This is a genomic window from Streptomyces sp. CNP082 (assembly GCF_059570535.1).
In genome coordinates this window covers 16943-32086 of the sequence record NZ_JCANSZ010000070.1, presented here as the reverse complement: position 1 = coordinate 32086, position 15144 = coordinate 16943, and the positions used below count along the sequence as shown (strand labels likewise).

General features: G+C 71.4%; 14 protein-coding genes and 2 pseudogenes. 11 read left to right on the top strand and 5 right to left on the bottom strand.

The annotated features are described in order from the left end of the window. Positions 1-525: 525 nt before the first annotated feature. The 6 genes and pseudogenes from B124_RS33185 to B124_RS33160 form a co-directional block, all read left to right on the top strand. Positions 526-2661 (top strand): annotated as a pseudogene (locus tag B124_RS33185) (molybdopterin-dependent oxidoreductase); the annotation flags it as partial. A 196-nt stretch (positions 2662-2857) separates the two neighbouring features. Beyond that, positions 2858-4064 (top strand): annotated as a pseudogene (locus tag B124_RS33180) (RNA-guided endonuclease InsQ/TnpB family protein). A 75-nt stretch (positions 4065-4139) separates the two neighbouring features. Further along, positions 4140-5759 carry a nitrate reductase subunit beta gene (gene narH / locus B124_RS33175; RefSeq protein WP_496506726.1) on the top strand — a complete coding sequence of 540 codons (1620 nt, stop codon included), beginning with the start codon at positions 4140-4142 and terminating at the stop codon, positions 5757-5759. Next, a complete protein-coding gene (gene narJ, locus B124_RS33170) occupies positions 5756-6367 on the top strand; it encodes a nitrate reductase molybdenum cofactor assembly chaperone (RefSeq protein ID WP_496506725.1) in 612 nt (203 codons plus the stop codon). Before narH ends, narJ begins: the two co-directional genes overlap by 4 nt. After that, positions 6364-7080 (top strand): respiratory nitrate reductase subunit gamma, encoded by a 717-nt coding sequence (gene narI / locus B124_RS33165; RefSeq protein ID WP_496506724.1) that lies wholly within the window; start codon positions 6364-6366, stop codon positions 7078-7080. The genes narJ and narI overlap by 4 nt, the downstream gene beginning before the upstream one ends. After that, positions 7077-8297 (top strand): MFS transporter, encoded by a 1221-nt coding sequence (locus tag B124_RS33160; RefSeq protein ID WP_496506723.1) that lies wholly within the window; start codon positions 7077-7079, stop codon positions 8295-8297. Before narI ends, B124_RS33160 begins: the two co-directional genes overlap by 4 nt. A gap of 23 nt (positions 8298-8320) precedes the next feature. On the opposite strand, the gene B124_RS33155 is transcribed toward B124_RS33160, so the two are convergent. Continuing rightward, positions 8321-8854: a DinB family protein gene (locus B124_RS33155; RefSeq protein WP_496506722.1), complete on the bottom strand. Its 534-nt coding sequence runs from the start codon at positions 8852-8854 to the stop codon at positions 8321-8323. A 71-nt stretch (positions 8855-8925) separates the two neighbouring features. Then, a complete protein-coding gene (locus tag B124_RS33150) occupies positions 8926-9558 on the bottom strand; it encodes a hypothetical protein (RefSeq protein ID WP_496506721.1) in 633 nt (210 codons plus the stop codon). Between the two features lie 512 nt (positions 9559-10070). On the opposite strand from B124_RS33150, the gene B124_RS33145 reads away from it, so the two are divergent. Further along, positions 10071-11027: a hypothetical protein gene (locus B124_RS33145; RefSeq protein ID WP_496506720.1), complete on the top strand. Its 957-nt coding sequence runs from the start codon at positions 10071-10073 to the stop codon at positions 11025-11027. Between the two features lie 35 nt (positions 11028-11062). On the opposite strand, the gene B124_RS33140 is transcribed toward B124_RS33145, so the two are convergent. Together B124_RS33140 and B124_RS33135 are read right to left on the bottom strand one after the other, a co-directional pair. After that, positions 11063-11479, bottom strand: a complete 417-nt coding sequence (locus tag B124_RS33140) for an ATP-binding protein (RefSeq protein ID WP_496506719.1) — start codon at positions 11477-11479, stop codon at positions 11063-11065. Beyond that, the gene (locus B124_RS33135; RefSeq protein ID WP_496506729.1) at positions 11476-11619 is read right to left on the bottom strand and encodes a hypothetical protein; all 144 of its coding nucleotides are present in this window, start codon (positions 11617-11619) and stop codon (positions 11476-11478) included. The genes B124_RS33140 and B124_RS33135 overlap by 4 nt, the downstream gene beginning before the upstream one ends. A 42-nt stretch (positions 11620-11661) precedes the next feature. Between B124_RS33135 and B124_RS33130 the strand changes: the two genes are divergently transcribed. From B124_RS33130 to B124_RS33115, 4 genes are all read left to right on the top strand, one after another. Then, positions 11662-12078: a helix-turn-helix domain-containing protein gene (locus tag B124_RS33130; protein WP_496506728.1), complete on the top strand. Its 417-nt coding sequence runs from the start codon at positions 11662-11664 to the stop codon at positions 12076-12078. Next, complete coding sequence (locus B124_RS33125) at positions 12014-12616, top strand: DUF5753 domain-containing protein (RefSeq protein WP_496506718.1); 603 nt, start codon at positions 12014-12016, stop codon at positions 12614-12616. The genes B124_RS33130 and B124_RS33125 overlap by 65 nt, the downstream gene beginning before the upstream one ends. Continuing rightward, entirely contained in the window at positions 12600-12815 is a 216-nt protein-coding gene (locus B124_RS33120; RefSeq protein ID WP_496506717.1) for a DUF397 domain-containing protein, read from the top strand. The genes B124_RS33125 and B124_RS33120 overlap by 17 nt, the downstream gene beginning before the upstream one ends. A 151-nt stretch (positions 12816-12966) precedes the next feature. After that, a complete protein-coding gene (locus B124_RS33115) occupies positions 12967-14016 on the top strand; it encodes a DMT family transporter (RefSeq protein ID WP_496506716.1) in 1050 nt (349 codons plus the stop codon). A 95-nt stretch (positions 14017-14111) separates the two neighbouring features. On the opposite strand, the gene B124_RS33110 is transcribed toward B124_RS33115, so the two are convergent. After that, positions 14112-15032 carry an NADP-dependent oxidoreductase gene (locus tag B124_RS33110; RefSeq protein WP_496506727.1) on the bottom strand — a complete coding sequence of 307 codons (921 nt, stop codon included), beginning with the start codon at positions 15030-15032 and terminating at the stop codon, positions 14112-14114. Positions 15033-15144 lie beyond the last annotated feature (112 nt).

Below are 15144 nucleotides of genomic sequence, written 5' to 3'. Positions count from 1 at the left end.
TCGACCTTGATGTCCTTGTTCTCCGCCTCGAAACGCTCGGCGACGTCATCCCAGTACACCTTCGACGCGTTCGACGCCTTGTCGCCGTAGTCGGCCGCCACCAGCTTGAGGGTGGTCGTACCGTCCGAGCTGCCCCCATCGTCACCACATGCCGCAAGTCCCAGCACTAGCGCAGAGGCCGCCGCGCCGGCACTGATCAACCGTACTGTCCTCACTCTTGAACCCCTTTGCCCTCGGCGCTGGTTTACGACCAGATGAAGATCATCCAGCGTGCGCTGGGCGTCAGCCTACCGACGGGCGCCTCTCCCGAACAGGTCTAGGCCACTGCCGTGACCTGGCTGCAATCAGGTGCTTCCGACTGTTTCCGATTCCCTTTTCTTTCGCCACGCACAGTAGTCACCCGGACGGGCCTCTCGGCTGTGTTCGCGGGCCGACCGGCCCTTAGCGTTGCTCGTGTGGCGCAGGCAGGGTGGCCACCGTCAGCCATCCCCCACCGCCCCAGAGCGCGAGAGAGCCGAGGTAGCCGTGGCCGGAATCGACGGTGCCGCCACCGACCTGCTGTTGCGTACGGGCCGCTGGTTCACCCGCGGCACGGTTTCACCAGACCTACGTACGGTGACGAAAACGGGCGGCAGGTCGGGGGATGTCTTCTACCGCGACCGGTGGAGCCACGACAAGGTGGTCCGCTCCACACACGGTGTGAACTGCACGGGTTCGTGCCGCTGGAAGGTCTACGTCAAAGACGGCATCATCACCTGGGAGACCCAGGAGACCGACTATCCGTCGGTCGGGCCCGACCGCCCCGAGTACGAGCCGCGCGGCTGCCCGCGCGGCGCCGCCTTCTCCTGGTACACCTACTCCCCCACCCGCGTCCGCTACCCCTACGTCCGCGGCGAGCTGCTGGAGATGTACCGCGAGGCGAAGCGCCGCCTGGGCGACCCGGTGCTGGCGTGGGCCGAGGTCACCGCCGATCCCGGGCGCCGCCGCCGCTACCAGCAGGCCCGCGGCAAGGGCGGGTTCGTCCGGGCCGCCTGGGACGAGGCCGTCGAACTGATCGCCGCCGCGCACGTGCACACCGTCAAGCGGTACGGCCCGGACCGTATCGCCGGCTTCTCCCCCATCCCGGCGATGTCGATGGTCTCGCACGCGGCAGGGGCCCGCTTCCACTCCCTCATCGGCGCCCCGATGCTCTCCTTCTACGACTGGTACGCCGACCTGCCGGTGGCCTCCCCGCAGGTCTTCGGCGACCAGACCGACGTGCCGGAGTCCGGCGACTGGTGGGACGCCGCGTACCTCATCATGTGGGGCTCCAACGTCCCCGTGACCCGCACCCCGGACGCGCACTGGATGGCCGAGGCCCGCTACCGAGGCCAGAAGGTCGTGGTCGTCGCCCCCGACTACGCCGACAACGCCAAGTTCGCCGACGAGTGGCTGCACCCCCACCCCGGCACCGACGGGGCGCTGGCCATGGCCATGGGGCACGTGATCCTCAAGGAGTGCTTCGTCGAGAAGCAGGTCCCCTTCTTCACCGACTACGTACGCCGCTTCACCGACCTGCCGTTCCTCGTCACCCTCCAGCCGCTGGGCGGGGCGTACGTGCCGGGGAAGTTCCTGCGCGCCGCCGATCTGACGGGCCGTCCGGAGGCGGCGGCCGAGGGCGCGGAGTGGCAGACGGTGGTGGTGGACGAGACCACCGGCGACACGGTCGTGCCCAACGGCTCGCTCGGCTTCCGCTGGACCGAGTCGGGCAAGGGGAAGTGGAACCTCGACCTCGGCGGGACCGTCCCCCGGCTCAGCCTCTCCGGCGCACGGGGCGCCGAGCCCGCCGAGGTGCTGCTGCCGCGCTTCGACACCGAGGGCGGCGCGTACGGCCAGGGCCGCGGCGAGTCCGTCGCCCGCGGCGTGCCGTCGGTGCGGCTGCCGGACGGGCGGCTGGTCACCACGGTCTTCGACCTGCTGCTCGCCCAGTACGGCGTCGCCCGCCCCGGGCTGCCGGGCACCTGGCCCGCGGGGTACGAGGACGCCGCGCAGCCCGCGACGCCGGCGTGGCAGGAGGTGCACACCTCCGTCCCCGCCGCCCGGTGCGTGCGCATCGCCCGGGAGTTCGCCCGTACCGCGGAGGCCTCCCGGGGCCGCTGCATGGTCCTCATGGGCGCGGGCACGAACCACTGGTTCCACTCCGAGACCATCTACCGCGCCTTCCTGGCCCTCCTGACGCTCACCGGCTGCCAGGGCGTCAACGGCGGCGGCTGGGCGCACTACGTCGGGCAGGAGAAGTGCCGCCCCTCGACCGGCTGGGCGACGCTGGCCTCGGCGAACGACTGGTCCCGGCCGCCGCGGCAGATGATCGGCACCGCGTACTGGTTCCTCAACACCGACCAGCGGCGCTACGACCACTTCCGCGCCGACGTCCTCGCCTCCCCCCTCGGCCGCGGCGCCTTCGCGGGCATGACCGGCGCCGACTGCCTCGCCGCCGCGACCCGGTCCGGCTGGATGCCCTCGTACCCGACCTTCGACCGCAACCCGCTGGACCTGGCGGAGGACGCGGACGCCGCGGGCAAGGACCCCGTCGGCTACACCGTGGACGAACTGCGCGCCGGGCGGCTCGGCTTCGCCTGCGAGGACCCCGACGCCGAGGAGAACTGGCCCCGTATCGTCACCAGGATCCCTTCGTGGATACCCCCGGCTTCAGCCGGGGAAGGAGACGAAGCTCCCGCGTGAGCGGGGCAGGGAAAGCCGCATCGCCGTCCAGGCGATTCGGTGTCCACCGGCACTGCTGGTGAGGGACACCGCGAAGATCACTCAAGGTCAACTGTCAGTCCTCCCGGGTAGGTTGTGGTGCGTGACGACAGAAGTGGTGACGAAGGTGGCCGGGCATGCCCGGTACACGTTTCGTCTTCGGGTGTCGTCCACGGCGCGTGCGGCTCTTGAGGCGGAGTGGGGCCGGATGCGGTGGGTGTGGAACGAGTGCGTGGCCAAGTCCCGGCAGGTGCATCAGCGCAACCGGGCGGCGGGTGAGAAGGCAACGTGTGGGCCGGTGCAGCTCGCGGCGATGCTGACCGGGGCCCGTGCCCGCACGCCGTGGTTGCGGGCGGGCGCCTGTGTTCCGCAGCAGCAGGTGATCCGCGACTTCGCCAGAGCCCGCGCCAAGGCGATCAGGGACATCAGGGCCGGGTTGCCGGTGCGGCAACGGGCCGGGATGCCGACGTACAAGAAGAAGCGCGAGGCACTGCCCACTTTCGAATACACCCGGCGCGGGTTTGGTCTCAAGGACGGCCGGCTGCACCTGGCCGGGGGAATCGTCGTGTGTGTGGTGTGGTCGCGGGAGCTGCCCGGGCCGCCGAGTTCGGTGCGGGTGTACCGGGATGCGGTGGGGTGCTGGTGGGCGAGCTTCGTCGTCCCCGCCGTGATCGAGCCGCTTCCCGCCACCGGGCGTGTGATCGGCATCGACTGGGGCGTGGGTGAGACGGCCACCACCACGTCCGACGAGCACGACCTTCCCCACCCGCAGCACGGGAGGACGGCGGCGCACAAGCTGGCGAGGTACCAGCGGATGATGGCCCGCAGGAAACCGGCACGCGGGCAGGCCGCGTCGAACGGCTACCGCGAAGCGAAGCGGCAGACGGCCAGGCTCCACCAGAAGGTCGCCCGGCAACGCCAGGACACCGCCCGCAAATGGGCCAAGAAGGTCGTCCGTGACCACGACGCCCTCGCCGTCGAGGACTTCCGCCCGAAGTTCCTGGCGAAGTCGGCCATGGCCCGTAAGGCTGCTGACGCGGCGATCGGTGCCACCAAGGCGGCGCTAATCGAGATGGGCCGCAAGCACGGCCGGGTCGTGCATCTGGTGCACCCGGCGCACACGACCATGGATTGCGCGGACTGCGGAGCGAGAACCAAGCACGCGCTGCCTCTCTCGGAACGAACGTATACGTGCACCGCGTGTGGAGTGTCCCGGCCCCGGGACAAGAACTCCGCCCGCGTCATGCTCGTCCGGGCTGGTCTTCAACCCGGCTGGCGCTGACCGTGCAAGACCTGCACCCCCGCCGGGGAGGCAGGCGACGTGAGCCAGGAATCCCCCTCGTCCACGAGGGGGAGGAGTCAAGAACCTCGACAAGTGCATCGGCTGCCACACCTGCTCGGTGACGTGCAAGCAGGCGTGGACGAACAGGAGCGGCGTCGAGTACGTCTGGTTCAACAACGTCGAGACCCGTCCCGGCCAGGGCTACCCGCGGCGCTACGAGGACCAGGAGCGCTGGCGCGGCGGCTGGGAGCTGAACCGGCGCGGCCGGCTGAAGCTGAAGGCGGGCGGCCGGTTCAAGAAGCTCGCCTCGATCTTCGCCAACCCCGTGCTGCCGGTCATCAAGGACTACTACGAGCCCTGGACCTACGAGTACCGCAACCTGATCGACGCCCCGCTGGGCGACGACTTCCCGGTCGCCGAACCGCGCTCCGCCCTCACCGGCAAGCCGATGAAGATCGAGTGGAGCGCCAACTGGGACGACAACCTGGGCGGCACCGCCGAGCACGGCGACCTCGACCCGATGGTGGCGCGGACCCGGCAGCGGGCGGCGGAGAAGGTGAGGTTCGAGTTCGAGCAGACCTTCATGTTCTATCTGCCGCGGATCTGCGAGCACTGCCTTAACCCGTCGTGCGTGGCCAGTTGCCCGTCGGGCGCGATGTACAAGCGCACGGAGGACGGGATCGTCCTCGTCGACCAGGACCGCTGCCGCGGCTGGCGGATGTGCGTCTCCGGCTGCCCGTACAAGAAGGTCTACTTCAACCACCGCACCGGCAAGGCCGAGAAGTGCACGCTGTGCTACCCGCGGCTGGAGGTCGGGCTGCCCACGGTGTGCTCGGAGACCTGCGTGGGGCGGCTGCGGTACCTCGGGGTGGTGCTGTACGACGCGGACCGGGTGCTCGACGCCGCGTCCGTGGCCGACGACACGGACCTGTACGAGGCGCAGCTCGGCGTCTTCCTCGACCCGGAGGACCCCGAGGTGCGGCGGGCGGCGGAGGCCGCGGGCATTCCGTACGACTGGATCGAGGCGGCCCGGCGCTCCCCGGTGCACGCGCTGATCAGCCGGTACCGGGTGGCGCTGCCGCTGCATCCGGAGTACCGGACGATGCCGATGGTCTGGTACATCCCGCCGCTGTCCCCGGTGGTGGAGGCGCTGACGGAGACGGGCTTCGACGGCGAGGACGCCGGCAACCTCTTCGGCGCCATCGACGCGCTGCGCATCCCGCTGGAGTACCTGGCGGAGCTGTTCACGGCCGGGGACACCGCTCCGGTGCGGGCGTCGCTGGAGAAGCTGGCGGCGATGCGCAGCCACATGCGCGCGGTCAACCTCGGCGAGGCACCCGGTGGTTCCCCCGGCGAAGCCGCGGCGGCCGGCGGGATGACGGGCCGGGAGATCGAGGACATGTACCGGCTGCTGGCGATCGCGAAGTACGACGAACGCTACGTCATCCCCACCGCCGCCGTCGGCGACGCCCGGGCGCTGGAGGAGTCGGCGCTGCCGCAGGAGTGCAGCCTCGACTACGAGGGCGGCCCCGGCATGGGCACACACGGCCCGGTGGGCGCGGACTCCGGGCCCGGGCGGCTGCCGTTGGTGACGATCGAGAGCTTCCACGCCCTGCGCCGCCGCCAGACCGCCGACACCCCTGGGAAAGCGGCGCCCGAGGAGACGGCGCCCGAGAAGACCGCGTCCGAGAAGACACCGCCGGGCGAGCCGGCCCCCGCAGAGAAGGAAGAGTCATGAACGCCGTCGTCCACCAGGTGGCCGCCCGCTGCCTCGGCTACCCGGACGCCGACTTCCACGCCGCCCTGCCGCTGCTGCGCCGCGCGCTGCCCCGCCGGCACTCCCTGCACGGCTTCCTCGACCACGCCGGGTCCGCGGACCCCGCGGCGCTGGCCGCGCACTACGTCGAGGTCTTCGACTTCAAGGCGCGCCGCTGCCTCTATCTGACCTGGTGGACCGAGGGCGACACCCGCCGCCGCGGCATGGCGATGGTCCGCTTCAAGGAGGTCTACCGCTCGTACGGCATGGACCTCACCGACGAGGAGCTGCCCGACTACCTGCCCGCCGTGCTGGAGTTCACCGCCGCCACCGGCGACGGCCAACTGCTGCGGGCCCACCGCCCGGCCGTCGAGCTGCTGCGCCTGTCGCTGGCCGAGCACGGCACCCCGTACGCCGCCGTGCTCACCGCCGTCTGCGCCACGCTGCCCGGCCCCTCGCCCAAGGACCGGGCCGCGGCCCTGGCACTGGCCCGTAGCGGGCCGCCGCGCGAGGACGTCGGCCTGGAGCCGTACGGGCAGACTCCCCACGGCCTGCTGCCCGTCGTCAACGCTCCCGGAGCCCGGCCGTGAGCACCCTGTGGAACGTCCTGCCGTACGTCGTGATCGTGCTGTTCCTCTCGGGCACCGCCTGGCGCTACCACTACGACAAGTTCGGCTGGACGACGCGCTCGTCCGAGCTGTACGAGTCGCGGCTGCTGAACATCGCCTCGCCGATGTTCCACTACGGCATCCTCTTCGTCCTCGCCGGCCATCTGGTGGGGCTGTTCATCCCCGACTCGTGGACCTCGGACCTGGGCATCAGCGAGCACGCGTACCACGGGCTGTCCCTCTACACCGGCACGGCGGCGGGTGTGCTGACCGTCGCCGGGATCGTGCTGCTGATCTACCGCAGACGCACGACGGGTGCGGTGTTCCGGGCGACGACGGCCAACGACAAGTTCATGTACCTGGTGCTGCTGGCCGCGATCGTGATGGGGATGTGGGCCAAGCTCTCCCACGCCACCGGGGACGGCTACCACTACCGCGAGACCATCGGCCCGTGGATGCGCAGCGTCTTCGTGCTCCAGCCGGACGGCGCGCGGATGGACGGGGTGCCGGTGACGTACCAGATCCACGTGATCGTCGGGCTCGCGCTCATCGCGCTGGTGCCGTTCACGCGGCTGGTGCACATGCTCAGCGCGCCGGTGCAATACCTCTTCCGCCCGTACGTCGTCTACCGCAGCCGCGAGCCGCGGCAGCTCGCCGCGCGTGCGGCGCGGCGCGGCTGGGAGAATGCCGAGTGACCGCTCCCGCGGCCGAAAAGCCGTCGTTGCCGACGGAGGAGAAACCGTCACGCGCCGCGTACGTCAACCTCCTCGTAGCCACCCTCGGCTTCACGCTGGCGTTCTGGGCGTGGAACCTGATCGCGCCGATCGCCGGTCCGCTCGGCGACGACCTGGGCATCAGCTCGTTCGAGCAGTCGCTGATGGTCGCCGTACCCGTGATCGTGGGCTCGGTGGGCCGGATCCCCGTGGGCGCGCTGACCGACCGGTTCGGCGCGCGGGTGATGTTCCCGCTGACCGCGGCGCTGACCATCGTGCCGGTGCTGCTGCTGATCCCGGCGAAGGAGTCGTACGCGGCGCTGCTGCTCGTCGGCTTCCTGCTGGGCGTGGGCGGCACGACGTTCGCGATCGGCGTGCCGCACGTCAACTCCTGGTTCCCGCCGGCCAGACGGGGCCTCGCCATCGGCGTCTTCGGCATGGGCATGGGCGGTGTCGCACTGTCCGGCTACTTCACCCCGCGGATCTACGACCACGGCCACCACCTGCCGTTCCTGGTAATGGCGAGCGCCCTCGCGGCGTACGTGGTGCTGTCCTGGCTGACCCTGCGCGACCACCCCGGGCGGAAGACCCCGACGACCTCGCCGGGCCGCCGGCTCCGGGAGGCGGCGCGGCTGCGGGTGACGTGGGAGCTGTCGGCGCTGTACGCGATCGGCTTCGGCGGCATCGTCGCGTTCGGCGTCTACCTGCCGACGTACCTGAAGACCTGGTACGACCTGGGCGCCACCGACGCCGGCACCAAGGCGGCGGGCTTCTCGCTGGTGACGGTCCTGCTCCGGCCGTTCGGCGGCTGGCTGTCGGACCGGGTGCACCCGGCGGTGGTGACCTCGTGGTCGCTGGGCGTCGTCGGCGTCTTCGCGGTGATCCAGTCCTTCGACCCGGGGCTGACCCCGCTGGGCACGATCTGCCTGCTGGTGATGGCCGCCGGCCTGGGCGCGGCGAGCGGCGCGATCTTCGCGCTGGTGGCGCAGGTCACACCGCAGCCGCAGGTGGGCAGCGTGACGGGGATCGTGGGTGCGATGGGGGGTCTCGGGGGGTTCGTGCCACCGCTGGTGATGGGGGCGATCTACAGCGCGAAGGACTCGTACTCGATCGGGTTCATGCTGCTGTCGGACCTGGCGCTGGCGGGCTGCGTGTACGCCTTCGGGCGCATGAGGGCGGCGGGCCGGGCCAGGGGATGAACCGGCCCGCCGGGTTCAGGGGTTCAGCGGTCGAGGGGTGCCCCCACGTCGTACAGGTGGTGCACCACATCGTGGACGACATAGCGGACGAACGTGTCGACGGTGAACACCGCCCCGTCGCCGCGCGACCCACCGCGCTCCCACTGCGCGCCGTCGACCTCGTCCACGTGCTCCGCGAACGTCTCGCCCCAGGCGGACAGCTCGTCCGCGACCCGTCGCGGGTCCTGCTCCCCGTACCGGTCCGCCACTGCGGTGGCGTCCTGGTCCCAGTTGGGGAACCGCGGGTCGTCCTCGGTGAGCATCAGGCGCAGCCGCTCGTCGCACCGCCGGAACACGTCGCGGGCATGGCACGCGTACTCCAGCGGCGACCAGACGCCGGACCGGGGCCGCGCGCGCAGCCGCTCCGGCTCATCGGCCAGGATCTGATCCCAGCGCGCCACGCTCCGGCGCACCAGCCCCGGCACGTCCTGCGCGCGGATCTCCGCCGCCGCGAAGCCGCACTCGGGGCAGGTGCGGTCCAGCACCCAGGTCCAGTCCTTGGTGTCCGGTGTGATCATGCCGTCCAGTCTCCCTGCGGAAGACTGTGCAGCACCAGCGAGAATCCGTTGAAGGGACCGGTAAGCGATACTTAATCGACGGCCCACCGTTGCAGCAGCCCCCAGGCGAACTCGGCCGTGCACGCACGCGGCTCACCGGCCGGCGCGTCCGGCGTGTCCGGCGTGTCCGGCGCGTCCGGCGCCGTGAAGGCCAGCGCGAAGCGGTGCGGCGCGGAGACCTCGCGCGGCCGCGCGGGCGGGAAGGCGCGCGCGACCTCCTCGACGGTGCAGCCCCACGGCGCCAGATCGGCCAGCGTATGCAGCGCGGGCCCGGGCGCCTCCGGCGCGCGTACGAGCCACGCGCTCAGGGCGACGCCGCCCACCCCGCAGGTCGCCTCGAACCGCAGGTCCGGCCAGAGCGGCACACGCCAGACGTGTACGTCCAGCGTCACGTCGCCGTGCGCCCGCCGCGTCACGGCCTCGGCGGGACCGAGCAGCGCGGCGAAGTCCCGGACCCGCGCGGCGCCGGGGGCCCGCCCGCCGCGGGCCCGGAGCCGCCCCTGCCAGCGGCGGTTGGCCTCGCGCATCGCGGCCCGGGACACCCCGAGGGCACGCAGGGCGTCGGCGACCAGCTCCGGCCGGAAGTCCTGCATGCGGCGCAGCAGGACGAGCTGGAACTGGACGGGGCCGGGCGGCGGAACGGAGTCGTCGAGCAGGGAGGTCACGGGGTCCATCCTGCGCCCTGCCGGTGGTGTGTCGCGGCCGGCCCCACGGACAAGGTAGCCGCCCCCTGCGCCCAATCCGCCGTCGCGGTCAACGCCAACGGTTCCATCAGCCGGCAGACCGACACCATCGACTCGGTCACGAGGACGGCCACCGGCCGGCCCCCAAGTGCATGCCACGAGGACAAACTCCGGGTAACCCCCAAGCCAAACGCCCACAAATCACCCATGCGACCCGACTTTCGCCCCCTGACACGCACCCACCCACCTTCGAGCACGCCCACCGCCAGCCGGTCCTGCCCTGCGCCGGGCTATCGCCCGGACGGCCCGCGGCGAGTAGCTCTGGCCCTGCCCCGTTTCGGGCTGCCGCCCCCGGCCGCCGGACATGTCCCCGATCCCGGGCCGCCCCGACTCCGCACCCCCGGCCGGGCCTTCGGTGGACGCTTCTGTCGTCGGTGGCCTCCAAACCGGTGGACTAGCCTCACCGAGGAGCAAGCGCAGACAGAGGAGGGGCCGTGACGCTGGCCAAGACGATCACGCGGCGGGTGGGATTCGTTCCGTGGGACGTGGAGGAAGGCGTGCCGGAGCTGTTCATCCCGCTTCCGCCGACGGCCACCCACGATCCGGAAGGTGAGCAGCGAGCACCCACGGCTGTGCGCGCGCTCGCCGACGGCACGCCGCTGCTGCTCGCCCCCGACGTGCTGTTCGCCCGGTTCGTCGACCGCACGCGCGTGATCCGGCTCTCCGATCCTGTCGTTCGGCTGGACATCGAGACGCCGGGCCAGATCCTGGACGCCGTCATGGCGCCGTCCGGGGAGACGGTTGTGCTGGAACGGGTCGGGCCGGCGCGCGGGTCCTTTCATGTCCGCAGGCTGCGGCCAGACGGCACCCAGGTGTGGAAGTTGTCCGACCTGCCCGCACGCTATGTCGCCCGGCTGCTCACCGACGCCCGGGCGAGGATCTACCTGGGCTGTGACGACGGCCCGAAGTACCGACCGGCGACGGCTCCGTACCTGATCCGGGTCGACGACGGATCCGGCTCTGAGGTGGCCCGCTGGGACGGCGCCGACCGTCCGGCCGTCTATCCGGACGGCCGGGTCGGCTTCGTGCGGTACGACGAGCGGCGCGACCTGCGCGACTGGGTGATCCTCGACCCCGAATCGCGCACGGAGTCGGTGATCCGCGGCGCGGGGGACACCTGGGATGTGCTGGGGGGAGTGCTGGGAATTGACGCTGATGACAGGGTGTACGGGGGCGGCTTCGGCTGGTTGGGGCGGATGACGCCGGACGGGCGGTTGGACTGGGAGGTCGATCTGTCCACCCACGGTGAGGGCCGGCTCCCGCCCCGGCCGGCATCGGTGACACCGGATGGCGAGGTGCTGCTCGTGGTCGAGACAACTGCCGGTATCCAGGTGACCGGGATACGTCCGGACCCCCCTTCCGACCGTCGGCCACCGCGTAGTCGCGGGTGAGAACGGGGGTGCCGTCCACGATGAGCACGGTGTCCTCAGTGTGGTGCGGTGCCCGTCGCCTGTACGGGGGCGGGCAGCTTGAACTCTGCCCAGATCGCTTTGCCCGGGCCGGTGCGCTCGGAGACGCCCCAGTCGTCGGCGAGGGCCGCGACGACCAGCAGGCCGCGGCCGTGGTCGTCGTCGGGGGTGGGTGCGCACACGCGGGGTGAGGTGTCACCGGCGTCGTGCACTTCGAGGCGTACGACACCATCGCGGGTGCTGAACTGTACGAGAAAATCACGGCCGCGTGGTCCGTACCGGACGGCGTTGGTCGCGAGTTCTGAGACGCACAGCCGGATATCGGCGGCGAGTTCGTCGTCGGCCATGGAGCAGAGCAGGTCCGAGACGAATTCGCGTGCTCGGGCCACCGCGGTCGGGCGGCGGGTGAACTGCCGTTTGTGCAGGAGATTCATGGGTTGCCTTGCTCGGGTGGATTGACGGGCTGGGGGCGGTGAAACAGCAAAGGCAGCAAGGCTGTCGCCGGTGTGCTGGGGATCAGTTCGATGCCCTGCTTGTTCGTTGCCTGCGCATCTTTTATCGCCATGACGACCACTCCGACCAATTATGCGAAAACCCTCACGGGGCGGGTAGCCGCGTGCTGTACTCCAATCGTCACCACCATTACCGATGGTGGCTGCCCAATAACAGGTATCGGCTGTCACCAAATCCTTTATGTGGACGGCATGTTGATGCGGAATGGAGTGTGACGGTGGAGTTGAACAGTGAAACCGGCAAGCTCACGCCGCGGGTGAGGTTGGGCAGGCGGCTGCGTCGACTTCGGGAGCGCAGGGGTCTGTCACTTCGACAGCTCTCCGAACGGGTGGGCGGCTACTCGCACAGCTATCTGGGCAGGGTGGGAACTCGGCGAGCAACTGCCGTCGGAGGCGTTAGCGAACGCGCTGGACGAGTTCTTCGAGACCGATGGGGTACTGACCGAACTGCTGGAGTTGGCGCACGACACGCTGATCCCGGACTACAGCAGGAAGGCGGTCAGCAAAGAGCCGCTGGCTGAGCGCATCCAGGTGTTCAACAGCAGCGTCGTCCCTGCCCTGTTGCAAACCCCGGAGTACTCGCGTGCAACATTTCAGAGGTACCGAATCGGCGAATCCGAGGAACAGATCCGTGAGCGCGTTGCCGTTCGCGTGAAGCGGCAGCGAGTCCTGGAGCGGAAGGAACCACCCTTTTACTGGGGAATCATGGACGAGTGCGCACTAAGACGCTCAATCGGGGGTCTAACGTGCATGGCCGCACAAATGAAGCATCTACTGCAAAAAGTTACCCGTCCGCACGTAACCGTGCAGGTACTTCCCTTCGACGCGGGAGCGCACCCCGTGCTCGGAGGAAGCCTTACCTTGCACACGATGCCCGACGGCGCAACGATGGCCGCAGTCGAGAGCTACGACTCCGGCGAACCAGTCGAGTCTCCGAGGAGGGTACTTGAGCTGACGCAGATGTTCGACCTTGCCCGCTCGCTGGCTCTCACGAGCGACGAATCGCTCGACCTCATCCGCACATATTTGAAAGGGTACGAAGTTGAAGACGATTCCTGATGCATCGGCTCTTCCTGCCTGGCGTAAGTCCAGCTACAGCGAGAACAGTGCGGGCGGTTGCGTAGAGGTGTCAGACGGGTACCCCCACGGCGTGCCCGTCCGCGACTCCAAAGACCCCCACGGCCCGGCACTCATCTTCGGCACCACCGCCTGGTCGTCGTTCGTCACCGCCGTCAAGAGCGGGCAGTTCCCCACCTGACCCTCGCCCCCGCCGCCTCCCCGTGACTCCCCTCCGATGAGTTCCGGCGGTGCGCGCCGTCCACAGACACGACGGCAGCGGTGACTTGCGGACAGCATCTGTCCGCAACGGACCGTACCGTCGGGGACGGCTCGACCATCGGAGGGGACACATGAACGGCATGAACGGCCTCGCGGCAGCGCTGGTGCTGGCCCTCGCGTCCGCCGTCGCGTACGCGGGGGCCGCCGTGTTGCAGGAGCGGGTCGCGGGGGCGGGCCGGGAGGCGGGGGCGGGGGTGTGGGGGGCGCTTGCGCGGGGGTCCTGGTGGCTGTCGGTGGGGCTCAACGTCGCGGGGGCCGCCCTGCACGTGCTCGCGCTGCGGTACGGGCCGCTCACCCTGATACAGCCCCTCGGCGCACTCACCCTCGTCCTCGCGCTGCCGCTCCAGGCGGCGGGCACCGGCCGGCGGGTCGGCGCGGTGCAGTGGCGGGGTGCGGCGCTGACGCTGGCGGGGCTGGCGGGGGTGCTGCTGGTGGTGCGCGGCGGGGGGCACATCGAGGTGCTCGCCCCGGCGCAGGTCCTCGGCACGGTCGCGGTCACCGCCGCGGCGCTCCTCGCTCTCGCCGCGGTGGCGCGCGGCGCCGGGCCGCGGGGGGCCGGCATCGCGTACGCGACGGCCGCCGGGATCGCCTTCGGCGCCGGCTCGGTGCTGACCCAGACGGTCGCGGTACGCCCCGGCTTCGACGTCCTCACCGTGCTGACGGGCTTGGCGGTGGCTGCTCTTGCTCCCGCCGGGCTGATGCTCTCGCAGGCGGCCTACCGCGGCGGCCTGGGCGCCCCGCTGGCCACGGCGACGCTGGTCAACCCCGCGGTGTCCGCGGCAGCGGGCCTCACACTCCTCGGCGAGCGGCTGACCGGCGGGGCACTGGGCGCCGTGGTGGCTCTGGCGGCTGCGGCCCTCGCCGCCCGCGGCGTCGTCCTGCTGTCCCGTCCCGTCACGGTGCCGGGCAAGGCGCCCGAGAAGGCACTGGAGCCGGCACCGGCTCCTGCTCTCGCGGGGATCCCGGGGCCGCGGCGGGCCCCGGAGCATGCAACGGCCCCCGGTCCGGCCGCGGTTCCGGCGGCGCGGTCGCGCAGGACCGGCAACGCGGCCGATCGGGTGCCCGGTTGGGCACGGCACGCCCCGCCGCGGCCGACCGGATCCTTCAGCCTGGCCCGCTGATCCCGCCGGGCGCACCCTCCCCCGACGCCAGCCGGGTGCGTCTCCGCGCGCCCGTCCTCTCCCCCGGCCCGCCGGCCCCCCGGCCTCGCGCCCCGCTACCCCGCCGCCACCAGCACGATCTTCCCCCGCAAGTGCCCCTCCTCGCTCGCCCGGTGCGCGTCCGCCGCCTCCGCCAGCGGCAGCGCCCGCCACACCGGCAGGTGCAGCCTGCCGTCGCGGTAGAGCGCCAACGCCCGTTCGATCCCCGCCACATGCTGGCTCTCGTCCTTCGACCCGCTCGAGAACCGCACGCCTGCCGCCTGCGCTCCCGGCGCGTCCGCGATCGTCAGGACCCGCGCCGGGCCGCCCGCCAGCTCCACCGACTCCGCCAGCACGCCGCGCCCCGCGGCGTCCAGCACCGCGTCGACGTCCGGCGACAGCTCCCGTACCCGGTCGCCCACGCCGTCCCCGTACGCGACCGGCTCCGCGCCCAGCGAGCGCAGGTAGTCGTGGTTGGCGGGGCTCGCGGTGCCGATCACCCGTACCCCCGCCGAGACGGCGAACTGCACCGCCAGGCTGCCCACTCCGCCCGCCGCGCCGTGCACGAGCAGCGTGTCGTCCTTGGCCACCCGCAGCATCGTCAGCGTGCGGTACGCGGTCTCCGCCGCCGTCGGCAGGCCGCCGGCCAGCTCCCACGGCAGCCCCGGCGGCTTGGCGACCAGGCGGTCCGCGCGGGCCAGCGCCTGCACCGCGTACCCCGCGGTCACCGGCCCCAGCACCTCGTCGCCCACCCGCCACGGGCCCGCGTCCGCGCCGACCGACTCGACGACGCCCGCGGCCTCAAGACCCGGGACGCAGGGGAGCGTCAGCGGCCGGAACGCCGCCATCTGCCCGCTGCGCAGCTTCCAGTCCAGCGGGTTGACGCCCGCGCACCGGACGTGGATACGCACCTGGCCGGCGGCCGGCGCCGGCACGTCGGCATCGAGGCGGTGCAGCACCTCGGGGCCGCCGTACTCGGAGAATCCCATGGCGTACACCACGGGCCATCACCTTCCTTCGGGAGCGCAGACAGCGAACGGACCGACTATCCCACCGAGGTGCGCGCGCCGATGCGGTTTCGATCCCGTGGCGAACAGACGTTTCGGCCCG